At 32.2% G+C, this 23179-nt stretch carries 16 protein-coding genes; 5 read left to right on the top strand and 11 right to left on the bottom strand.

Features of this window, described 5'->3' with window-relative positions:
- Positions 1–11: 11 nt before the first annotated feature.
- From MYRA21_RS00570 to MYRA21_RS00590, 5 genes are all read right to left on the bottom strand, one after another.
- Positions 12–3146 (bottom strand): efflux RND transporter permease subunit, encoded by a 3135-nt coding sequence (locus tag MYRA21_RS00570; RefSeq protein ID WP_200888300.1) that lies wholly within the window; start codon positions 3144–3146, stop codon positions 12–14.
- A 22-nt stretch (positions 3147–3168) separates the two neighbouring features.
- Positions 3169–4203: an efflux RND transporter periplasmic adaptor subunit gene (locus tag MYRA21_RS00575; protein WP_039328196.1), complete on the bottom strand. Its 1035-nt coding sequence runs from the start codon at positions 4201–4203 to the stop codon at positions 3169–3171.
- A gap of 249 nt (positions 4204–4452) precedes the next feature.
- Positions 4453–5730, bottom strand: a complete 1278-nt coding sequence (gene mobB, locus MYRA21_RS00580) for a conjugal transfer protein MobB (protein WP_039328199.1) — start codon at positions 5728–5730, stop codon at positions 4453–4455.
- 3 nt (positions 5731–5733) lie between these two features.
- A complete protein-coding gene (locus tag MYRA21_RS00585) occupies positions 5734–6162 on the bottom strand; it encodes a plasmid mobilization relaxosome protein MobC (protein WP_039328202.1) in 429 nt (142 codons plus the stop codon).
- A 49-nt stretch (positions 6163–6211) separates the two neighbouring features.
- Positions 6212–7939: a DUF6035 family protein gene (locus MYRA21_RS00590; RefSeq protein ID WP_039328206.1), complete on the bottom strand. Its 1728-nt coding sequence runs from the start codon at positions 7937–7939 to the stop codon at positions 6212–6214.
- 151 nt (positions 7940–8090) lie between these two features.
- Here MYRA21_RS00590 and mobC point away from each other — a divergent pair, with 151 nt between their 5' ends.
- Positions 8091–10094, top strand: coding sequence for a conjugal transfer protein MobC (mobC, locus tag MYRA21_RS00595; RefSeq protein WP_039328208.1), 2004 nt, complete (start codon positions 8091–8093; stop codon positions 10092–10094).
- Between the two features lie 7 nt (positions 10095–10101).
- On the opposite strand, the gene MYRA21_RS00600 is transcribed toward mobC, so the two are convergent.
- A complete protein-coding gene (locus tag MYRA21_RS00600) occupies positions 10102–11346 on the bottom strand; it encodes a serine hydrolase (protein ID WP_039328210.1) in 1245 nt (414 codons plus the stop codon).
- A gap of 297 nt (positions 11347–11643) precedes the next feature.
- Between MYRA21_RS00600 and MYRA21_RS00605 the strand changes: the two genes are divergently transcribed.
- The gene (locus MYRA21_RS00605) at positions 11644–12114 is read left to right on the top strand and encodes a RadC family protein (RefSeq protein WP_039328213.1); all 471 of its coding nucleotides are present in this window, start codon (positions 11644–11646) and stop codon (positions 12112–12114) included.
- 15 nt (positions 12115–12129) lie between these two features.
- Here the strand turns inward: MYRA21_RS00605 and MYRA21_RS00610 are convergent, their stop codons facing one another.
- Complete coding sequence (locus tag MYRA21_RS00610; protein ID WP_235280015.1) at positions 12130–12861, bottom strand: hypothetical protein; 732 nt, start codon at positions 12859–12861, stop codon at positions 12130–12132.
- Positions 12862–13118: 257 nt separating this feature from the next.
- Between MYRA21_RS00610 and MYRA21_RS00615 the strand changes: the two genes are divergently transcribed.
- Entirely contained in the window at positions 13119–13646 is a 528-nt protein-coding gene (locus tag MYRA21_RS00615; protein WP_039328215.1) for an antirestriction protein ArdA, read from the top strand.
- A 63-nt stretch (positions 13647–13709) separates the two neighbouring features.
- Here MYRA21_RS00615 and MYRA21_RS00620 read toward each other — a convergent pair whose 3' ends face one another.
- From MYRA21_RS00620 to MYRA21_RS00630, 3 genes are all read right to left on the bottom strand, one after another.
- Entirely contained in the window at positions 13710–15773 is a 2064-nt protein-coding gene (locus MYRA21_RS00620; protein ID WP_039328218.1) for a type IA DNA topoisomerase, read from the bottom strand.
- Between the two features lie 11 nt (positions 15774–15784).
- A complete protein-coding gene (locus MYRA21_RS00625) occupies positions 15785–17098 on the bottom strand; it encodes a DUF3945 domain-containing protein (protein WP_039328220.1) in 1314 nt (437 codons plus the stop codon).
- A 101-nt stretch (positions 17099–17199) separates the two neighbouring features.
- Positions 17200–17496 (bottom strand): helix-turn-helix domain-containing protein, encoded by a 297-nt coding sequence (locus MYRA21_RS00630; protein ID WP_039328223.1) that lies wholly within the window; start codon positions 17494–17496, stop codon positions 17200–17202.
- Positions 17497–17686: 190 nt separating this feature from the next.
- On the opposite strand from MYRA21_RS00630, the gene MYRA21_RS18650 reads away from it, so the two are divergent.
- Complete coding sequence (locus MYRA21_RS18650) at positions 17687–18517, top strand: hypothetical protein (protein ID WP_052237527.1); 831 nt, start codon at positions 17687–17689, stop codon at positions 18515–18517.
- Between the two features lie 76 nt (positions 18518–18593).
- Here the strand turns inward: MYRA21_RS18650 and MYRA21_RS00640 are convergent, their stop codons facing one another.
- Positions 18594–18959, bottom strand: a complete 366-nt coding sequence (locus MYRA21_RS00640; RefSeq protein WP_235280017.1) for a helix-turn-helix domain-containing protein — start codon at positions 18957–18959, stop codon at positions 18594–18596.
- A 1147-nt stretch (positions 18960–20106) separates the two neighbouring features.
- Here MYRA21_RS00640 and MYRA21_RS00645 point away from each other — a divergent pair.
- The gene (locus tag MYRA21_RS00645; RefSeq protein ID WP_039328228.1) at positions 20107–23175 is read left to right on the top strand and encodes a TonB-dependent receptor; all 3069 of its coding nucleotides are present in this window, start codon (positions 20107–20109) and stop codon (positions 23173–23175) included.
- Positions 23176–23179 lie beyond the last annotated feature (4 nt).

Consider the following 23179-nt stretch of genomic DNA (forward strand, 5'->3'; position numbering starts at 1 on the left):
TATTTTGTTAATCAATGAACTGGTTTGTATTTTACTTCATCTTCTCCATCAGGTTGATTATCTGGTGCCTCATCGTGAATAATTGGATTTTTTAAAAATTTATAATACATCACAGGAACCACAAAAAGAGTAAGGATCATTGAGAAAATTAGTCCAAAAGCAAGGACACTTCCAAGTGGTCCCCACATTGGAGATTTACCGACAATCATTGGTACAACACCAACTGCAGCTGCAGCCGAAGTAAGGAAAATAGGTCTCATTCTTCTTTTCGCTGCCGCTATTGCCGCCGCTTTGTGTTTATAACCATGATCCCGAATTAATTCATCGGCATAATCAACCAGTATAATTCCATTTCGAACCACAATACCAATCAAACTTATAATTCCCATAAAGCCTGTCATTCCAAGTGGATTTCCCGTTATAAGAAGTCCTAAAAATGCACCAAAAAGACTAAGTAAAAATGTACAAAGCACAATTAACGATTTTGCCAAGCTCTTAAACTGAAACAATAATGTTAGAAAAATTAGAATAAGGCTCACTCCAAGGGATACCGCCATACGTGGGGCATTTTCACTACTAGACTCTGCATCTCCACCGTATTGGATTGTAGTTCCAGAGGGTAGTTCTAGAGCATCTATAGCTGGTTGGATATCCTCTAGTATTCGAGAGGGTTTCTTACCAAGCTGAGCTTCAGAATAAACACTAAGCATTTTAAGTCCGTTTCTTCTTAACAACATTCCGGTATGCCATTGTGGTTCAAGTGTAGCTACAGCTTTAATCGGCACTTTTTTGCCATATTGAGTTGAAATATGAAGGTTTTCAAGTGCAACGAGATCTTTTCTACTCTTCTCATCAAAACGAAGAAATATATCTACCGTCTTATCCCCTTCCCATAATGTTGAAATTGAATACCCTTTTAAACCTGCTCCTAAGGTCTGTGTAATGGCTTGAGTGCTTATCCCTAAGCGACTAGCTTTAGCATTATCTATATTTAGTTTTACCCCCATATAGTCATATTCATTACTCAAACGAACATAATTAACACCTTCTGCATTTTCTAAAATTCTCTTTATCTCTAATGCCGTGCGTTTTTGGTCAACCTCATTTTCACTTATTACTCGAATATCAATCGGAGCCCCTTCTTGAAAACTCAATTGCTTAATCTTCACTGCACCATCTTGCATAAATCCCTTTAGCTTTTCTAGATATTCTTTGGCCATTGCATTGGTAGCATCACTATCTGTGGTAGTAATAAATACTTGGGCAAAATGTTTTTTGGGTGTTTCAGGAGCATAGGAGGTATGAAAACGAGGGGAGCTCATCCCAATAAAACTCGTTACATCAACAACGCGTTGATCTTTTTTTAATATTTGTTCAAGTTCCTTTACTTTCTCCTCCGTTTTTTCCAATGAAGTCCCATTAGGCATCCAAACCTCCATGTTAAACTGATTTCTCTCACTTAAAGGGAAAAACTCTGAATCAACTTTAGTAGCGATAAAAACTGCCGCTACAATAGAGAGTACGCCCAATCCTAAAGTAATTTTTGGATTTCGAAATGCCGCTTCTACCCCTTTGTCAAAAGCAGATTGTAAATGATCTAATAAATTTTTCTTTAGGGGTCTGTTACTCATTTTGTGTTTTAATCCTTTTTTGATAAAAACATAACAAGTGTATGGAGTAAACAAAAGAGCGATAAGCATAGATACTACTAAAGCAATTGCTACAGTAACGGGCAAATAAAACATAAAGTCCTTAGCAATTCCATCCATAAAAATCGCTAATGGCAAGAAGGCAAAAATAATTGCCAAGGTAGCTGTAAAAATAGGAATCATCAATTGTTTAGCCGCTTGCCAAGCACCTGTCCAAGGTTCAACATCTTCATCTAATTTTTCAATGTAATTATCTACCACAACTATTGCATTATCAACTACCATTCCCAATACAATAATTAGAGCCGCTAAGGTTACTTGATGCAACTCAACCCCCATCATGTTCATAAAAGCAAAAGTGATTAACATGGAAATTGGAGCCGCCGCAGAGGCAACAACAGCAATTCGAAAAGGCAACAACAACATAACGATTAAAAGTACTGCACCAATAGCCAATCCAAATTCCTTCATAAAATGACTAATACTGTACTCTACATCCTTGGGTTGATTTACAATAGTTTTCATCTTAACATCCGGTGGAAATGTTTCTTGAATAGTAGCAATCTTTTGTTCTACTTCTTTGCCAAATGCCACAATATTATTCCCTGGAAGCATATCAACAGATAGTACCATCGCTTTTTCATCATCAATTCGAACAAATGACGATTTCTCTTCAAAGCGTCTTTCAATCTTTGCAACATCCTTTAATCGTACAATTGTTCCTGAAGGTGTTGTATACACAATCTGGTTAGCAATATCATTTTCATCTTTATAGCGACTGTTGGTATATATGGGAACAATATTATTAGATCCCATCGAAACTTCTCCTGTATACTGGGTAATATTCTGCTGCTGCAGAACTCTCATTAATACCCCTGCATCTAAACCATATTGTTGCAGTCTTTTGTCATCTACATTGATGTAAATCTGCTGTTTCTGTCCCCCAGAACGATTGATTTTAGACACCATTGGAATGACTTTTAGCCCATCTTCAAGTTTATCGAGGTATTTTTCAATCTCAGCATATGACCTATCTTTAGATGATACCGAGATAATCATCGCCGTAACGTCTGCAAAATTACTATTGATAAATGGACCTATAACTCCCTGAGGAAGTTTTGAACGCAAATTTGCATCCATATCCAGTTGTAGTGTATGCCAAAATTTTTTGCGATCTTTTACCGTCGTATAAATCTCTGTTGTAATAAAAACTTGTCCTTCTCGAACCTCAGACTTTACTTTTTTCTTCTTTACTTCTTCAAATGAAAATAAGTACTGTTCTATTTTTTTTGCTACTTCTTCTTCTACTTGATATTCATCAGCCCCAGGATAAATGGCATATATCAATGCTGTAGGCATATCAATTCGTGGATTTTCACTTCGAGGCATATTCACTAAAGAATTAATCCCCATAATCATCAGAAGGATAACAAGCACAATGACAACCTGTTTATGTTTCATTGCGGCTTCCAAAAAGTGTATTTTACGCTTTGTCATCTTTTAAATTAATTTTAGGAGATTAAAATTTAATAAGTGTCCCGTCTTCTAAATTAGTTTGCCCATTTACAATAAGTTGATCACCAGAGCGTAGGCCTTCCTTGACAACAACATCACTCGTTCCTGTCATTTTAGAAATAATTACTCTTGTTTTAAAAGCAGTATTATTTGCTCTAGCAATAAATACATAGTTTATATTATCTGGGTCTCGCACAACAGATTGTGCAGGAATAACAATAGCATTCTGTTCCTTGTCCGTGTTTATACTGATATCTGCAATCATTCCAGGAAGAAGTTCTCCATTTGAATTTTCCAATCGCACTTTTACGGTATACGTTTTAGACATATCATCTGCCTGTGGATTAATAATAGCCACCTTACCCTTGATACTTTTATCTAATGACGGAATTGTAATATTTGCATCAGCTCCAATTTTTAATGAACTAATTTCATTTTCATTAATTGAAGCAACAGCATAAACTTTATCTGTTTTTACAATTGTAAAAGCTGGGATTCCTGGTGCAGCTGTTGCTCCTTCTTCTGTCAATTTTTGGGTGATAATTCCTGAAAAAGAAGCATATAATTTAGTATCTTGTAAATTCTTAGATGCTGTTTCTTTATTAGCTTTTGCTTGTGCTAAACCAGTTTTTGAGGCAATGTAATCACGCTCAGGAAGGCTTCCTTTTTGATATAGCTGGTCAAAACGATTAAAATTGTCTTGGGCTTGCTCTAATGCTGCGTTAGCAACAATAAAGTTATTTTGATATGAGTTTTGTTCTATTGAGGCCAACAGCTGTCCTTTGTTAACATTTTGTCCTTCCTGTACCAATACCGTATTTACCCTTCCTGGTACACTAAAACCTATCGAAACTCTATTATCTGCTTCAATAGTACCACTATATTCCAAAATCAATGACTGAGAAGAAACTGCTATTCTTTTTACAGTTACACTTACTGCCTCATTGGTTTGATTATGATCTGGCTTGGTTTTACCACATCCCGCTCCTAATAAAATGAAAATTAGAATAAAAAAAATATTCCTTTTTAACATTACCATACAATTTGTTTTAAATTATAATTATATCCCAATTGGTTCATCCAACTGTTGGGTACAAATCTCTATAGAATGGTTATTGTTCAAAAGGTCTGTTTTGTGCAGAATTTGGTCAAAAACTCGTTTATTTTTAAATAGTAATTATTTTCATTTCAAAAATGGCACTATTCTTTATTGATTTATTAGTATTCAAATCAAATTATCATCTTGTAAAAAAAGCAATTCACACTATAGACTTACGCCGTTTTTGATTTAAATTCTTCTTTTCTTTTTTAATTTTAACCTATGTTCAAAATCTAATTCTTCATGATCCACTTCTTGATTAGTATTAAATAAATTAAAAAATGAAACAAATTCTCTACTGCTTGTATCAGTATTTAGATACTCAAATATGAGATGTAAATCAATAGATTCGTTTGTGAGAGGATGTGGTTCAAAAATTGTTTGTTCAGGTACTTTCAAACTTGATTTAGTATGTTCCTCTGTCCTACTCCATTTCTCATTCAGCATATTAGCTGAAAGCTCTTTACTTAACTGAGAGCCTTTACAAACACTTTTTGAGTTGTGATCAATAAAAGTTACCCCATAGATTCTATTGTCTTTGTTTTGGAAGATAACGACGTTTATACCATGATTTAATAGCTCTTCTTTAAATTCTTGTAATGAGTTTGATGTGTTTAAAACTATTTCGATAGTTTGTTTTAGACTAGCTTTATTGGAGAAAATGTTTAATCTTTCTTTAGAAGCATTAAAATGTTTTTCTATCCCTTGATAACTTGCGCTTTTTCCAAAGAGTGATGCTTTAAAAGGATTACTTACCTTCTCTCCTATTTCATTTAAAGCAAAATATACTAAACCTTGTTTTGTTTGTCCATTATAAGGAACTTCTACCCTCTCAGCTCTTATGTTAAATAGAGATAATAAAACATTGTAGCTTCCAAAACTATCATAACTATAGTATTTAGGTAGATAGCGTATTACAGAGGCTATTTGCCCTTTTAAATTGTGTTTAGTATAATCAATTGGGCTAAATTGAACTTGTTTGGATTCTTTGTGTGTATGATTGACTGATGAAGTTAGATTAAACTGTTTTTCAATTTCACGACAAGCTTTCATTGATTTTAGATGATCATATTTATCATCAATTTTCTTTCCATGAAGATCTGTGCAAATGGTAACTATATGGATATGCTCTCTTTCTATATCACTATGTTTATAGACCATGTAAGGTTGATCTTCATACCCCATACTATCCATATACTGTTGGGCTATTTTATTTAAGGTCACATCGGATAATTTATCATTAGGGTTAGGATTTAAAGAAATATGCCTAACAACTTTTTCAGTCTTGTTATTTAAAAGAAAATAGGGTTCAAAGTGTTTGTAAAGTTGAGGGATATAGTTTGACGTATTAGTTGGTTCAGGCAAGTTGTTTGTAAACAAAACGGAGCCTTGTCCTTTATCAACTTTTAATTGATTGTAGGACAAAGCTCCAATAAGATTACTTCCTTTACCAATCTTAGCTATCATAATTTATGGATTAACGTTAAGATACTTCTCTTCAAACTCTTTGGTTAGCTTGATAATATAATAGCATAACTTGGATAAGTCCTTGGTATATTCTTCAAGTTTTGAGATAGATTGTTTCGCTTTATCTTCAGAGAAGTATTGATTGCATAGCTTTACAATCTGGTTGTAGTTCACTCCTACCGCTCTAAATTGATTAAAAAGCTTAGTAAGTGTTACATGATATTGCAAAGCAGCAACATCTACTTTGACTGTTTTAACTTGTCTATCTAATAGCATAGAAACAAGAAAGCTTGCTTTGTTTGTCATTCCTGATGATGCAAACAAAGCAAGCAGTTTATTATTTTCAGATTCAGTGAGTCTAAAAACATGTCTATATTTTTTAGGATTGGATTTTAGTTTTCTTCCTCCTTTGTTTTTATTGGTAGTTTGCATAGTTTCTTATTTAATTCTATCAAAATAAGATTCTCTTAAACAAACCTCTTTAAAATGACCTTGAGAGGTTTAATTTGGAAGTTATGTAATCCTCAAAAATATCAGGATGTACTTTTACAAGAATATTATAATATGTTGTATCTGTTTCTTCGTCAACCAAATTTTCTAGTCTTTTAGCAATTGTTCCATTCTTATCTGTTCTTTCTAATTCAGCACCTAATTCTGTTTTATTTAATACATATACAAAATAGGAATGAAGATGTTTATTTTGATCTACTATTGGAGTAAGATATTGAACCCAAGATTTAAGGTTTTTCCCAATTATCTTCATCTTTTTAGCAGACTCAATAAATAAAAGGAAGTCAAGTATATTTCGTACTTTATCTAATTCTTCTAACTTACTAAAATTAGAATAATACATCCATTCATAATACTTTGAATCCCAAAACTTTCCTCCTTTTAAAATTAATAAATCTTTATCCTGTTCAGTAGGTTGATAACCATGATAGAAAATAGATTTTTCAACCTTATAGAGTCTTTTTAATAAATACTCATTACCATAGAGATAATCCATTACTCCCTTTCCTAAGTTATCCTTTAGGTTTATATCAAAATCGAAATTTTTCGTTGTAAGTAAAAATTCAACTATATTCATTGAGCTTTCCTTTTCTTCTTTACCGAATTGATATTGTTTTATATAGAATAAAAACAGAGGTATCCCTTCTATTTTTTTATTCAAGTCTACAGCAGACTTTAGTGCATCAATCTCAAGATAACTAAAATTATCTACCTCTTTTTTCAGTGAGTAAAAGTTCCATCCCCTACTTCTATAAGCTTTCATCCTATTTAGTAACGAAATAATCTTTTCCTTAGCTTCTCCTTTCTTCAATGATTTGATCTCTTCCTCTTCCCTAAGTTCTAAGTTTCTTTTTATGTAACTAAGTTCATTTTCTTTCCGCCCCAACTCAAAGTTAAAATGATAATAAAAACAATAATATTCTTGAATATTAAAAATCAAATTATCTAATGAGATTCTAACATTATTCCACCTATTATGGATTACTTCATCCTTGTAAATAAATGGTTCTTTAAAATAACATTCCAAAACAAGTTTGTCATCTTCATTGTTATCTACACTTAATAAATTTTGATGTGACCAAACGTATTTTATATCACGTTGAAAATTATATAATTCTGTAGGCATATTTTTTAAATCAATAATCCAGATTAAATAAATACCGTTATTTTTATAAAAGTCATATCTATGTTTAATATAGTGTAATGGTAAACTAGACAACTGTATTTCAAAGGCTAGTTTATATCCTTTATACTCACAATATACATCTGGTCTTCTTTTACCATCTAGTCCCATAATAAACTTTGAATCTATATCAATAGAATTAATATCTACACCAGGTTCTTTCATCAACAATTGTCCAATTTTATGCTTTAGTTCTTTATGTCTCGAACTTTCTTTACAAATTGCAGAGATTTTATAGGCTTCTAATAAATTGTTGTCTGGATTTAATAGTTCAGAATCACATAACACACAATATGTTGCTTGAGGTAGATGTCTAAAGTAAACTTTGTCTTTACTACTGTTTGCGCAAACTAGATTTTGCCCACATTCTACACATGTAAATCTAATAGTATTAGAATTATATTGGTTTCTTATTTCAAAACCATCCTTCTGAGACTTAATAGTTTCATTTAAATCTATTATCTTCTTTTCTTCATTATCATAAACATAGTCAATACTTCTCTCCTGTTTACTCATCCTTATGTATCCTATTGATATTATACATTAGCAATTTAATTAAAATAAAACTATCAATCTAATGTAGCCAAACAAAACCACTGCATTCCATTACAAGGTACTTTCTTTAATACAATTTTACTTTAAATCGTTAATCTTAATTACATTCATTATGCAATCAGAAGACGATTTAAAAGCGCTTGCTAAAATCTTAGCGTTTATGCGAGCAGTAAGTATTCTTATTATACTTATGCACTTATACTGGTATTGTTATTCTTTCTTTTTAAACCTTGGAATAACACATACTGTTGTAGATAGAATACTAGTGAATTTCAATCGAACAGCAGGACTGTTTTCTCATTTACTTTATACGAAACTCTTTTGTCTGGTTTTACTCTCTTTAAGCCTATGGGGAGGCAAAGGTGTAAAACATGAAAAGATAACAATCTCTAAAATCATAGGTATTTTTACAGTTGGTTTTAGTTTGTTCTTTTTCAATTTCTTTTTACTTGATTTTGGATATGTTTGGAGTGCTATACTGTATATAGCAAGTACTTTCTTAGGCTATATTCTACTTTTGGTATCTGGTGCTTGGATAAGTAGACTCTTAAACGATAACCTAATGCAAGATGTATTTAATTTTGAAAACGAGAGTTTTATGCAAGAGACTCGTCTTATTGAAAATGAATACTCCGTAAATCTTCCCTCAAGGTTTTATTACAAAAGAAAATGGAATAGTGGTTGGATAAATATCGTTAATCCTTTTAGAGCAACGATTGTACTTGGTACGCCTGGTTCTGGTAAATCCTATGCTGTGGTTAATAGTTTTATCAAACAACAAATTGAAAAGGGATTCTCCATGTATATCTACGATTTTAAGTTTGATGATTTATCAACTATTGCTTATAATCATCTGCTTTTACATAAAGATAAATACGCTATTGCGCCTAAGTTCTATGTGATAAACTTTGATGATCCCAGTCGTAGTCATCGCTGTAATCCAATTAACCCATCTTTTATGACTGATATATCTGATGCTTATGAATCAGCTTATACCATCATGCTTAACCTAAATCGTTCGTGGATACAAAAACAAGGTGATTTTTTTGTAGAATCTCCAATCATTCTATTAGCTGCAATTATATGGTTTTTGAAGATTTATCAAAAAGGTAAGTACTGTACGTTTCCACACGCAATTGAGCTTTTAAATAAAAAGTATGCAGATGTATTTACCATCCTTACCTCCTACTCTGATTTAGAAAATTACCTCTCTCCTTTTATGGACGCATGGGAAGGTGGAGCTCAGGACCAATTACAAGGGCAAATAGCTTCTGCTAAAATTCCCCTTTCTCGTATGATATCACCATCACTGTATTGGGTAATGACAGGGGATGATTTTACTTTGGATATTAATAATCCGGCAGCGCCTAAAATACTATGTGTAGGAAACAATCCTGATCGCCAAAACATTTACTCTGCAGCTCTTGGACTATATAACTCTCGTATTGTAAAACTAATCAATAAAAAAGGACAACTTAAAAGTTCTGTTATTATTGATGAATTACCAACAATCTACTTTAAAGGTCTTGATAATCTTATTGCTACTGCTCGTAGTAATAAAGTAGCGGTGTGTTTAGGGTTTCAAGATTTCTCACAGCTTAACAGAGATTACGGAGATAAAGAAAGTAAGGTAATTCAAAACACAGTTGGTAATATCTTCTCAGGTCAAGTTGTTGGAGATACAGCTAAAGCACTATCAGAACGCTTTGGTAAAATACTTCAAAAACGTCAAAGTATTTCTATTAATAGAAATGATCGTTCTACCTCCTTCTCTACCCAGCTTGACACGCTTATTCCTGCTTCAAAAATATCTACCCTTACACAAGGAATGTTTGTAGGGGCTGTCTCTGATAATTTTGATGAGCGTATAGAGCAAAAGATATTTCACTCAGAAATAGTGGTTGATAACGAAAAAGTCTCTAAAGAAATGAAATCCTATAAAAAGATACCTCAGATAACTTCGTTCTTAGATGCTAAGGGTAATAATACCTTAAATGAAACGATTCAAACCAATTACAGGCAAGTTAAGCATGATGTTGAGTCTATTATTGAATCAGAGTTAAAACGTATTGAAAACGATCCTGAATTGGTTCATTTGATTAATAAGAAGAAGTAAACTAAAATTAGTTATCTAACTTATCTTGATACTTTTCTAACACATCCCATATTCCATAGAAGTCTTGGCTTCCCTTTTGTCCTGAAAAAGAAGTGTTCAAAATCAAAATACGTCCCGTATTATTCTTTGGATCAAAGAACATAACGGAAGCTACTCCCGGATCTCCGCCAGTATGACCAATATAGCCTGAGAACCCAAAACCAATAAACACTCCTACATTGTAACTTTCATTGTAGGGGTTATTTTCATCTCTTTCTAAAAAATTAGCTTCTTTTAAATGTGGGCGAAAGAACTCTTTATAACTCTCCTTATTTAGTATTGTGCCTTTTTGATTGTATCCTTTTATTAATTCTGTTAGAAATAAACTCAAATCGCTAATAGATGTAATAAAACCTCCATCTGGATAAGTAATGATATGGTAAAAAGGTAATACTGTTTTCTTATCAGCATACAGTTTAGAATAATTCTCAAACTTCACATTTTGAAAACTCCATCCAGAATCCTTCATTTTTAAAGGTTCTAAAATATATTTCTCAGTAAATGTATCAAATCGCTCCCCTGTTGCTTTTTCTAAAACAAAAGCAGCTAATGTTGTACCAATATTAGAATACTCATACATGGCTCCTGGTTTATATTTAGAATAAGAATCTTTTGTATTCCATTTACCTCCTTGTACAAGTACATTTTGTAAAAACTCTTCTATTGAAATAATAGAATCAACAGGGTTAAAGGTTTGCATATCATCAAAGCCTAAGTTTGCCTTTTCAGTAGACATTTCTTCTTTTAAAATGTAGTTCTTACTTAAATAAAATTCATTATCTACAATACCTGAGGTATGAGTTGCTAAATGTCGAATTGTTATTTCCTTGTCAGGATAAGAAGGGTTGACTACTTTAAACGGTAAGTAGTTATTAATTGGATCATCTAATTTTAGTTTCCCTAATTCTTGAGCTTTTAACAACGCAACTCCAACAAACACTTTAGAGACCGAAGCTATATTTTGAATGGTTTTATCTGTATAAGGAATCTCATTTTCAATATCAGCATATCCAAACCCTTTCTGATACAAAGTCCCCTTATCATTGACAATAGAAACGGCAAATCCATTAAAATCACTTTGCTTGTAGATTTTACTAATAGCCAATGTCAGTGAATCTGTATAAGACACATCCTGTGCTTTTCTCTGTGAACTCTCTTTCTTACAAGAAATAGAAAACACTACTAATAAAACTAAAACAACTATTTTTTTCATCAAACTAAGATTCTATTTAAGTGATTTAAAACCAAATAGCTATACTCTTTGCTTTACAGCGTAGAGATATACTTTCCACTACTCCCCTATTTTTTCACTAACAATAATAAACAATTCATTCCTAATACGATATATTTTTCACCAATTATCTCACTAAGCTAGGCAATGCTTAGCTATTCGCTTTCAAAAAATTCCCCCATAAATGCTTGATCTTGTCTTCGCTTTATTGCGTTGCTTTTTGATCTTGCTTAAGCATTACCTGTAGCTGCTCCATAATTAATTTAAAAATATAATAGTATGGAAAATGCAGTTTTACACAGCAATTGGTTAGTGGCATCAGAGATAAAACTAATCTACAAATCTAAAGTTAAAGCATCTGAAAGACCAAGAATTGACTCTTCTTACTCCGCTTTTGAAGTAGCTTTAAAAGCATGGGATGAGAATAAAATTGAACTATTAGAGCAATTTAAAGTACTTATGCTTTCAAACAATAATAGAGTACTTGGTGTACTTGAGATATCATCAGGTGGTATTACTGGAACAATCGTTGATCTTAGATTGATATTTGCTGCTTTATTAAAAGCAAAAGCAACTGCTTTTATCTTAGTACATAATCACCCTTCAGGGAAATTACAACCAAGTGATGCAGATAGGCAAATCACACAAAAGATTAAACAAGCAAGTCAAATACTTGATATTGCTCTTTTAGATCATTTAATAATAACTTCTGAGAGTTATTACTCTTTTGCAGATGAAGGCGTCTTATGACGCCTTCTTTTTAATTTAGTTCTCTTTTCTTATAATATCATTTTTAATTTCAGTCAGTTCATCGCAAATAACTAAACATTCGCGTGCTTCATCTAAAACTATTTTATTAATATACCATTTAAAGAAATACACTGCAACAAAAAGAGTAAGGCCTAAGAAAGCTATGTTTAATAACGAAGTATTACCACCTACATCTTTTATATACAAAGTCCAAATACCTCCCATGAAAAAAACTAAAATTTTACTATTTGAGCTAATAGTATCTTTAAAATCAGATTTTTTCCTATCAATAAGAGACAAAAGATGTTTTAAATCAGCTTCAAGTATAATAATATTATTCTCTTCATTATCTTTTTTCAAAATCTCTTTCTCAATTAAGTTATTCTTAAAGTTTACCTGTTCATCTTTCTTCATACCTTGAGTTCTCCAATCTCCTTTTAGGATATTTTTCAAATTCTCCATTTTACTATCTCGAAATACCTTAATTGCTTTCAATACATCAAACATACAGAGAGAAATATAAACTGAAGAAAATAAACTAATAACAAACATTAAAAATTGGAATGACCATAAATAACTAGGAAAGAAAAGTATTACTATTAGAATACCTAAAATTATCCCTATGACTCCTCCTCCTATAAAATGGAGCGTTTTTTTCTTTATTTCTAAATCAGTTAATACAGTATTCCTTGATCTAGCTTTAACATAACACTCCCTATACTTCTGAAACAACAATCCTTTATTCATTATTTAAATTTTAAAATTAACTACAAACATAAGAAGTATTAAAATTTAGACAGTATTAGTCAATGACTTAGCACTGGTATTTCAATAGGCAAAGTTTTTTAGCTTTTTAGCCCTTACAAGTTCATGTCCTTTGGATTACTGCAATAAATCTTCCTCAAGTTTTGAGCGTATTTATTTTGTAAGACTTGCCTAACCTAAAAATCAAAACTCAAATGCCATGAAATTAACCAGACCCTAAGGTCATAATACTATTTATCATGGAAAATTTAATGCACTCAAAAGTTTATGTTGGTACTTATGCTAAGTATAACAATGGTTCAATTAAAGGAGAATGGATAGAGCTTAGTAACTTTAGTTCTATTGAAGAGTTTTATGAGTTCTGCTTAGAACTACACGCTGATGAAACAGATCCAAAGTTTATGTTTCAAGATTGGGAAAATATTCCATCTGAGTTAATCTCAGAAAGTAGTCTTTCAGAAAATATCTTTTCAATCATTGAAAAAGTATCAGATTTAGATTATAAAACCTTAGAAGCTTTTTCAACTTGGGTAAGTATAGGTAATCACGATATTGCATCTGATGATATAGACTCATTATTTGAATCATTTGAAGATGATTATCAAGGACATTATGATGGTGAAGATGATTTCGCTTATCAAATCATTGATGAATGCTATGATTTATCTGATTTTGCTAAAACTTACTTTGATTATGAAAGCTTTGCTAGAGATCTTTTTATGAGTGATTATACCTATGAAAATGGTCATGTATTTAGAAATAATTGATTATTTGATTAATATATATAACAAAAGAAGTTATCTAGTGTCAGATAACTTCTTTTTCTTTGGTTACTTATTATTAAACTCAAAGCCTGTTGTACAATCTTCTTTTAAGATGATGTAAGCATCAAAACCCTTCCCTGCTTTGCTTATCAATCCTTTTAACAGTTTGGTTCTACCGTTTTCTATCAAATCTGTTACATCATCTACCGAGAGTTTAATTCCGCAAATGATTCTAAACAAAATCCAATTGCAATCTGTATCTAAACATTTGACAACCTTTTCTCTTAGTTGAAGTGTATGCTGTTTACACTTGGGACAAAATAAATGATCTGTTTCACTGTTTGATCTGATGGATAGAAGCTCATTAGTAATCTCTGTGGTATAATCCTCTATCTGCCTATGAAAGTCTTCCATATCGGTTTTATTCTCTTCTATTTCTTTAAAACCAGATTCCCATTTAGCTGTTAGAAGTACATCGGAGATAAGTTTATCCTTGACTATTTCATACACTTTGAGTCCTTTTTCTGTTGGAACAAGGGATTTCGATTTTCTTATGATGTAATCCCTTTTTAAAAGCGTTTCAATAATAGAAGCTCTTGTTGCTGCTGTTCCAATTCCAACGTCTTTAATAACGCTCTGAAGTGATTTATCCTCAACCTCTTTAGAAGCGTTTTCCATAGCAGAAAGCAGTGTGCTTTCTGTATACAATGCTTTTGGTCTTGTTGATTTTTCAAGGGTTTTAGCTTCTTTTATCTTTAAGTTATCTCCTTGCTTTAACTCAGGTAAATCTACAATTACCTCATCATTGGTAGGTAACTCCTTTCTTACCTCTCTCCACCCAAGCTCTATAATTGAAAACGTTTTAAAACTAAACTCATAATCCAAAACATTTAAGGTTACCTCTGTTTGCTTTTTTACACAAGGTTCAAACACCGCTTCCCATACTCTTTGAGCAATTAGATGGTAAATACTCTCTTCTTTAGCATTAATAGCTGAAGGAAGTCTGTCTGTAGTTAATAGTGCATGGTGATCCGTTACTTTTACATCATTTACTATCTTCTTATTAAGCCTTGTCATCTTTAGTTTTAGGAGCAGGTTACTATATCTACTATCATCTGAAAGTACCTTTAGTAAATTAGGAACCTCAGCCCATAAATCCTCTGGAATATACTTACTTGATGTTCTTGGATAGGTAGTAAACTTCTTTTCATACAAACTTTGAGCAATACTGAGCGTCTCATCGGCTGAAAAACCAAACAGCTCATTGGCTCTTTTTTGAAGTGAGGTTAAATCAAAAAGAAGTGGAGACTCTTCTCTTATTGTTTTGGTTTCTACTTTCTGTATTTTAACCTCACTTTGTTTGTCAATGAGTTTTAAAGCTTGTTCTGCCTTTTGTTTATCTTCCCATTTATCAGTTGAGAGTGATTTAAAGAGTAAATCATCTTTTAAGTGTTGAAGTTCAATTTGATAGTACAGCTTCTTTTTAAAAGAAGTGTTCTCTAAATACCGTTTACATATTAAACTGAGCGTTGGAGTTTGTACTCTCCCAAGTGAATACACCGAATCATTCATTGAAACAGTAAGCGCCTGTGAAGCGTTTATACCAACAAGCCAATCCGCTCTCCTTCTACTGTGACCTGCCCTGAAAAGTCCATCAAATTCGCATCCTTCTTTAAGGTTTTGAAGTCCATCTTTAATGGCTTTTTCAGTTAGTGAGCTTATCCAAAGTCTTTTAAATGGCTTATTGCAGTTTAGATACTGGTAGATGTAGCGAAATATGAGCTCTCCTTCCCTACCTGCATCAGTGGCTACAATAATCTCAGAACAATCTTTAAAGAGTTTATCAATGACTTTAAGCTGTTTTAAAGCTCCTGGATCAGAAGTGTATTTGTTTGCTTTTTTGATCTTTCTTGGAAGTAACAAATATGACCTTGGTAAAATAGGCAAAGCCTCTCTTTTAAAACCTTGAAATCCATAATCCTCTGGCATAGCCAAAGAAACTAAATGTCCAATAGCCCAAGTAACGCAGTATCCATTTCCTTCTATGTAGCCATCCTTTTTTGTTTTAGCTCCAACAAGCATAGCTATCTCCCTAGCTACACTTGGTTTTTCTGCAAGAATTACAATCATAGTCTTTAGCTTTACATTTTACGTCCTTTTGATTTTTTAGGCTCATCCGCTTGTTTTTCTGACTGTGATTGCGCCTTTGACTGCTGTTCTTTATTTGGATTTTGAAACGAGAAGTCCCTCTGCTTGGTTTCTTTGTTATACGTTACATACCCTTGATACGGATTTCCTCTTTTATCCAACAAATCTTTAATATAAATAGGTTTACCTTCTAGTAAATCGCTTTGCTGTTTTTCAGTAAGTTCTTTCCCTCTAAAGGTTTTTAAATCATCAGATAGTTGTGATTGGTTTTGCGAGTTATTCTGACTTTGTTTATTGGTATTGTCAAACAAGAACTCAATATGGCCTTTAGCTGCGTTAAACTGAATCTCAGCATTAAAAAGATTCCCTTTAGCCGAGGTCATCCCTTCTACAAGAAGCGGCTTACCTTCTTTTAAAGTTTGTAGCTGCTGTTCACTAAGTACAATGCCTTTTACCTCTTGTGGTAACTGCATCTTTTCAACTCTTGTTACCACAAGGTTATTAGTTAGTCTATCCACGCTTACAACTGATGGAATCATCTCCTTAGTAGTTGGATGGACAAGATCCACTACCCTACCCATATTACCCGTTTTTAAAAGGTTGTGTTTATCCTGCTTTGAAAAATCGTGCCCATAAAGTGGTACATTTAAATTGGGGTATTTCTTTACTCCTTCTAGTGCCATTACCACTTTACCTTCTTCGTTTTTCTGTAGTGAAAGTCTTGCATCCAAAGAAAAAACCGCTGAACCTAAATCAAGATTTACAGCCACTAAATCTTTGGTTTTATAACCTTGTAATAATGGTTCTAATAAATCCATTTCTTGAAGCTTCTCTTGTGAAAGACCAAGTCTTGATAAAGAGTCCCAATCAACGTCTTTAATATCAAACTTGTTAGAATTATACTGCTCCTGCTCTTTTGTAGGTTCAGCTACTTTGTTTTCTTTTTTTGACTCGTTACCTACTTCTGTTATTTGGTGCTTTAAAAACAGCTCATGAGTAGGCCCTGATTGATTGAGTTCCTTTTGCATTTGATTGGCCATCTTGATGGTCAATAGTTCTGGAACTCTAAAGAAGGTAAACTGCGTTGGATTTTTAAGTTGGCTGAAAAAATTAGAAAAGAAGTTTGAAAAGAAATCTCCGTTGCGATCAACTTTTAAAAATTGATTTTGATTCTTTTTAGTAGCCGGCACTGTTTCAAGTTTACCATCTTTATCTAATCCCTTTACCACCTGAATCTTGTTTTTTGTTTTGTCATTGACAAGAAGCACATCGTGCTCTACTTGTCTTTGTGTGTCTTCTGTACTCATAATACATAGTTTTAAATGATTAAAAACTTAAAACTAAAGCCAAGAGAGTCTGCTCAGTAAATAGTATGCTTTAAAGGTCATTCTTGGCTTTTAGCTGCTATTTACTTCTTGCGTACAGGATGTTTAAAACATTCTCTGATAAACTGATTGACATCGGAGCGTTTGTAATAAAGTTTACCACTAATGGTATAATAAGGGAGTTTGCCGTCTGAGCGGTAACGTTGTAAGGAACGTGGGCTTATTTTAAAAAGTGCCATTACATCTTGACTGTCTAAAAGCTCTTCTCCATCTATAGTTTGAGTTTTTATAGGGAGGTCTTTGATATGTTCTGACAAATGATCAAAGCGTGTTATAATACGCTCCATCCATAAAAGGAATTCTGTGCGATCTATATTCATAATGTTAGAATTTAATGGGTTAATTAAATTTGTTAGCTAACATTACAAAGCAACAAAGCTTGGGAGAATAAATCTGCCAAGCTCTGCCAATGGGTAGTTGTAAAATAAAAACAATAATTAATATTCCTACCTTTGTTAAAAAGAATATTCTTTTAATACCTTAGATTTAATAAATATAAACCATTATTCTATGACAAATAGAGATGATTTTACTTCAAAAACAAAAGACATACTATCAAAAAGAGTTGGACTAACATGTAGTAATCCTGATTGTAAGAGAATTACAAGTGGACCAAATGAAGCTCCCAATAAAGTAACTAGTATTGGTGTAGCTGCTCACATAACAGCTGCTGCCCCTGGAGGCCCTAGGTATGATGAGAGTATGGATAGTAGCTCTAGAAAAGATATAAATAATGCAATTTGGTTATGTGTAAACTGTTCTACTCTAATAGATAGAGATCCTATTAATTACACTGTCGATGTTTTATTAAATTGGAAAAATTCAACAGAAGCAGCTATTTATAGTGCATTGACTGGTTCTACAACATCTTCTAATATAGTTCCATTTATTGAAGCTGATTTGATTTATGATTTTAAATCAAGAATGTCAAATGGCTTTAGTCCTAAAAATTTTATTTATTATGACGAACCTTTTGATGCTAATACTGATTTTTATAAATATTGGACTTTAACATGGAAATTTAATATAACATTACATAATAATTCTGAAACACCTTGCTATAATGTTAAGGTAATAGACACCTCTAATTTACTGTCTCACTTACAAGATTTGGGTAGAGTAAACCACATAAAGCCGTTTCATAGTATTACAATTGAAGCCATTTTTACAAAAGAATTTGAAGGTACTTCAAAAGAAGCTAATATACTTCTTTCAGAATATATTCCTATAGAGCTAAATAATGAAACGTTAAATATTATCTATTACGATAATCAAAGAGTCGAACACAAAACTATTGTGACATTATCTACAACTAATATTATCGTTAATACAAAAATTTAATTATTATTTTTTTTATTAATGATAATATCTTCATCACATTTTTCAAAAATTATTAAAGAAGAAATAAAAAAACATTCTATTTCTTCTTTAATAACTTCTCCTCCTCAACAGATTGCCATTCAGAAATGTACTTATCAACATCAATTTCTATATCGAATATACTAAACTTTTTTATTTCTAATCCTTTTGCTAGAATAATCAGTTTATCCAAGGTTGGATTTGATAACCCACGTTCTAAAAGACCTATATAATTTTTTGTAAGATCTAAGCTTTTATCAGCTAACTCTTGTTGGGAAATATAATCTTTATTATAATCAGAACTTTCTACCTTTTCTCTAATCTTTCTGATTCCTTCCCCAAGCTTCTCTTTTTCCGTCATTTCAAAACTTTTTATAAAAGTCTCATTTATAAAAAAAACTAATGGAACTATATATCGTTCCATTAGTTTTTTTTACTATATTTGCTTATATCTATATTCTAAAAAGATATAATTATAGTCTTGATGACATACAAAATATAAGCTAAAGCTTATTTATTTCTCGCATTAGAAAACTGGCACTTTTCATTTTAGCAACGAGAAAATAAGTATCTTAGCCCATGACCTAGGCATGGGCTCACTTATTCGTTGCATGGTATGCCAGTACCCCTAATGCGGATATTGTGAGTACCCATGCCAACTTATTTTGATATAGGTTTGTTATTTGCTTCTCACTTTATTGAAATACTTAAGTTTCGCTTTATATTAAACATACTACATACCTCTTGTTCATACCGTCTCCCAATTAGGTATATAGAGGTTTAAAACAAAGGTGGATTTGTTTAGTGTTCATTGTATTAATTAATGAATGCTTGCAATACCTTATCTATCCTTAATGGACTTATCGAATGATTCTATTCGAGATTTTTTTCAATTATTACATTTTATTAAACAACAAACAAGTAGTAACTAAACTCACATTTAGCCTATGATTAAACTTTAGTTTAACTAAATCTTATCGATGTAGATTGATTTGACATTAACTCTTTAATGTTAGATGGCTACCCTATTATCTATTTAGTTAGAGTTATAACACATTTTGCGCTAGGTCTAAAAACAGTTTTTAGATGCGTACAGGATAACTATTGCCTTTAATTCACACATAAAATAGTTCGTTCATCCATTCGACTAAAAGGCAATATGGATTAGTTAGTAAGGAAAACGCTATGAAATAAGTCTCTCCTAACTGTTTATTTAATAATCTATTAATCACTTGTAAAACTATTAATTATGGAGAAAAACCGCTTGCTAAAAGGCTTTAGCCTAGGTTGGTTAATGTAGGCTTAGTCCTTAGTGAGCATTTTAAACAAAACAAAAAAATAGGATGGCTTAAAGGGATTTTAAGTCGTGCTATAAGTCCATGACTATCCCTTTGCTCTAGTTTGCATTTTGGGAGACGTGCTTTAGAGCTTGGGGATAGTTTTTATAAAAATATATATGAATTAAATATTACCAATTAACTAACCTTTTGATATAAGGCTTGTTTTAGTACTACGGCAATAAGAATCTTAATGATTTAAAAGCATTTATATCAAAATCAATTATAAACATTATGAAAACTCAATTTTTAACCTTTTTTGGTTCTAGGAAGGCTATACCGCTAATATTTTTAATTAGTTTAACTAGCAGTCCAATCTATGCCGTATCAAATGATAAACATTTGTTTTTTAGTGTATCTGATTTGCAGCAAGATACAAAACAAAAACCAACTATAAAACTCTCAGGAACAGTAAAAGATTCCTTTGGTACTCTTGGAGGTGTTATAGTGACTGTTGGAAGCAAAGTAGTTACAACAGATGTAGATGGAAAATACACCACCTATATTACCTCTGGTGATAAGATAACCTTTTCAATGATTGGTTATAAAGATCAATCAATTGTGTACTCTGGAGGAAGTGTACTTAATATTACACTTAGTGAGGATAATAATACCCTTGACGAGATAGTAGTCAATGCAGGGTATTATAGCGTTAAAGATCGTGAGCGAACTGGAAGTATTGCTCGAGTAACTGCTAAAGAGATCGAGTTCCAGCCAGTAACTAATCCTTTACAAGCAGTACAAGGTAGAATGACTGGGGTGGATATCACACAAAGTAGCGGAATTGCTGGTGGTAATATGGATATAGAAATACGTGGAACAAATTTCATGGGAGACAAATTGTCTGGACGAAATAATCCACTCTATATCATTGATGGTGTACCGTTTCTTTCAAATGCTCTTGGCTTATCAAGTGGTAATATTGGTATTGAAATCTTGCAAAGTGGTATGTCACCGCTTAATGCTATAAATCCAAATGATATAGAAAGTATTGAAGTTTTAAAAGATGCAGATGCAACAGCTATCTATGGTTCACGTGGAGCTAACGGGGTTGTCTTAATAACAACTAAAAAAGGAAAATCAGAAAAAACAAGCTTCACTGTATCCTCTGCAACTAGTTTTAGCAAAGTTCCAAAATTATTAGAACTAATGAATACTGAGCAATATGTACAGATGCGCGAAGAAGCCTTTACTAATAGTGGTATTACTGATCTTCCTGCAAATGCATATGATCTAAACGGTGCTTGGGATAGAAATCGCTATACCAATTGGCAAAAAGAATTAATTGGAAAAACAGCAATAGCCCAAGATATTTCTCTAGGAATAAATGGAGGTAGTAATCAAACCCATTTTAATGTTAATCTAGCTCATAACAATTCCAATACAGTATTTCCTATTGATAAAGGATATAAAAGAAACTCTGTTTTAATAGGACTTAATCACCAAAGTAAAGACAATAAATTACAGCTTAACTTTTCTACATCCTATTCTAACCAGAGCAATAATCTACCGACAATGGATCTAACAAGACAAGCATTGACCTTAGCTCCCAATGCACCTGCCTTATATGATCAATATGGAAATCTTAATTGGCAAGGGGGAACTTTCACTAATCCATTAGCTCAATTAGAAGGAGCATATGAAAACAGCACTAACTCGTTAATTCTGAATATGAATCTTTCATATAATATCTTTAAAAATCTTGATCTTAAAGTAAATACTGGACTAACAACGAATAATCTTGAAGAGAGAAACATCATTCCTCATACTGTTTTCAACCCTAGTGATGGATATACTAGTGAAATGTCTGAGTCCTCAAAGGCTACAAATCAATCCCAAACCTATATCATAGAACCTCAACTAAACTTCAAAAAGAGTTGGAATAAACACTCTTTTGAAATCTTAGTGGGTTCAACATTACAATCCACCGAATCAGATAACCTAAATATTACTGGTAGAAACTTTTCTTCCAATGCCTTAATAAGAAATATAAGTGCTGCTAAAGACAAATACATTGGAATATCATCTGATTCACAATATAAATATGCAGCAATATTCTCGCGTATCAACTATCAATATGATAGTAAATACTTTTTAAACTTAACAGCAAGAAGAGACGGTTCTTCTCGTTTCGCAGAAAACAACCGTTTTGGTAATTTTGGGGCAATTGGGGCTGCTTGGATTTTTTCAGAAGAATCGTTTCTTAAAGATATATCTTGGCTTTCTTTTGGAAAGATTCGCGCTAGTTATGGAATTACAGGTAGTGATAATATTGGAGATTATGCTTATTTGGATTCTTATACCGTATTTGCACCTCAATATAATGGAGAAACGGGGTTATATCCTACTGCTTTACACAACACAAATTATAAATGGGAAAAGACTACCAAACTTGAGACAGCATTAGAACTTAGTTTCTTGCAAAATAGAATAAACACATCTGTTGCTTATTATAACAATCGTTCTACTGACCAACTAGTAGGAATGACACTTCCAACAACTACAGGATTCTCTACTATTTTAACTAATTCCCCTGCGGTGGTTGAAAATACAGGATGGGAATTTACACTTAACACTACTAATATTAATACTAGTGAGTGGAAATGGTCTACAAATTTTAATATCTCTTTTCCTAAAAATAAATTAGTGGCTTATCCTGGTCTTGAAGAAGGCACTCAAAGTAGTTTTTATGTAATTGGGAAACCATTAAACATTGTAAAACTTTATCAATATGAAGGCATTGATTCAAATACTGGAGAATTTACTTTTAAAGATTTTGATAATAATGGAATTATAAATGCTCAAGATCAACAACTAGTAAAAAACTTAAACCCAAAATTCTACGGAGGTATACAAAACACTATTATGTATAAAAACTTAGCATTAGATTTTCTGTTTTACTTTAAAAAACAAGAGAATTATAATTTAAATCAATACTACAATGTTGCTGGTGCAGCCCTAATTAATCAACCTATAGAGATGATAGACAGATGGTCACAATCGAATCCTAGTGGAATCTATATGCCTGCAGGTTATAAAAACAGTGCCCTTAACAAACTCTCAACTCCATTTAAACGAAGTGATGCTTCCATTAGTGATGCTTCATACATAAGGTTAAAAAACGTATCTCTTTCTTATATTTTAAAAATACCAAGAGCTCATATAGAATCATTAAGAATTTACCTGCAAGGACAAAATTTATGGACAATTACTTCTTATAAAGGAATGGACCCCGAATTTACAACTTTTGGATACCTACCTCCTCTTCGTACTTATGCCTTTGGAATGCAATTAATTTTTTAAAACT

It is taken from the genome of Myroides sp. A21, assembly GCF_000807225.1.
GTDB lineage: Bacteria > Bacteroidota > Bacteroidia > Flavobacteriales > Flavobacteriaceae > Flavobacterium > Flavobacterium odoratimimum.

Bases quoted from the DNA above. Each gene is read 5' to 3' on its own strand.
- mobB (WP_039328199.1), bottom strand. From the start codon at position 5,730: ATGATAGCTAAGATTGGTAAAGGAAGTAATCTTATTGGAGCTTTGTCC.
- MYRA21_RS00585 (WP_039328202.1), bottom strand. From the start codon at position 6,162: ATGCAAACTACCAATAAAAACAAAGGAGGAAGAAAACTAAAATCCAAT.
- MYRA21_RS18650 (WP_052237527.1), top strand. From the start codon at position 17,687: ATGACAAATAGAGATGATTTTACTTCAAAAACAAAAGACATACTATCA.
- MYRA21_RS00605 (WP_039328213.1), top strand. From the start codon at position 11,644: ATGGAAAATGCAGTTTTACACAGCAATTGGTTAGTGGCATCAGAGATA.
- MYRA21_RS00620 (WP_039328218.1), bottom strand. From the start codon at position 15,773: ATGATTGTAATTCTTGCAGAAAAACCAAGTGTAGCTAGGGAGATAGCT.
- MYRA21_RS00625 (WP_039328220.1), bottom strand. From the start codon at position 17,098: ATGAGTACAGAAGACACACAAAGACAAGTAGAGCACGATGTGCTTCTT.
- MYRA21_RS00570 (WP_200888300.1), bottom strand. From the start codon at position 3,146: ATGACAAAGCGTAAAATACACTTTTTGGAAGCCGCAATGAAACATAAA.
- MYRA21_RS00615 (WP_039328215.1), top strand. From the start codon at position 13,119: ATGGAAAATTTAATGCACTCAAAAGTTTATGTTGGTACTTATGCTAAG.
- mobC (WP_039328208.1), top strand. From the start codon at position 8,091: ATGCAATCAGAAGACGATTTAAAAGCGCTTGCTAAAATCTTAGCGTTT.
- MYRA21_RS00600 (WP_039328210.1), bottom strand. From the start codon at position 11,346: ATGAAAAAAATAGTTGTTTTAGTTTTATTAGTAGTGTTTTCTATTTCT.
- MYRA21_RS00630 (WP_039328223.1), bottom strand. From the start codon at position 17,496: ATGAATATAGATCGCACAGAATTCCTTTTATGGATGGAGCGTATTATA.
- MYRA21_RS00640 (WP_235280017.1), bottom strand. From the start codon at position 18,959: ATGGAACGATATATAGTTCCATTAGTTTTTTTTATAAATGAGACTTTT.
- MYRA21_RS00610 (WP_235280015.1), bottom strand. From the start codon at position 12,861: ATGAATAAAGGATTGTTGTTTCAGAAGTATAGGGAGTGTTATGTTAAA.
- MYRA21_RS00590 (WP_039328206.1), bottom strand. From the start codon at position 7,939: ATGAGTAAACAGGAGAGAAGTATTGACTATGTTTATGATAATGAAGAA.
- MYRA21_RS00645 (WP_039328228.1), top strand. From the start codon at position 20,107: ATGAAAACTCAATTTTTAACCTTTTTTGGTTCTAGGAAGGCTATACCG.
- MYRA21_RS00575 (WP_039328196.1), bottom strand. From the start codon at position 4,203: ATGGTAATGTTAAAAAGGAATATTTTTTTTATTCTAATTTTCATTTTA.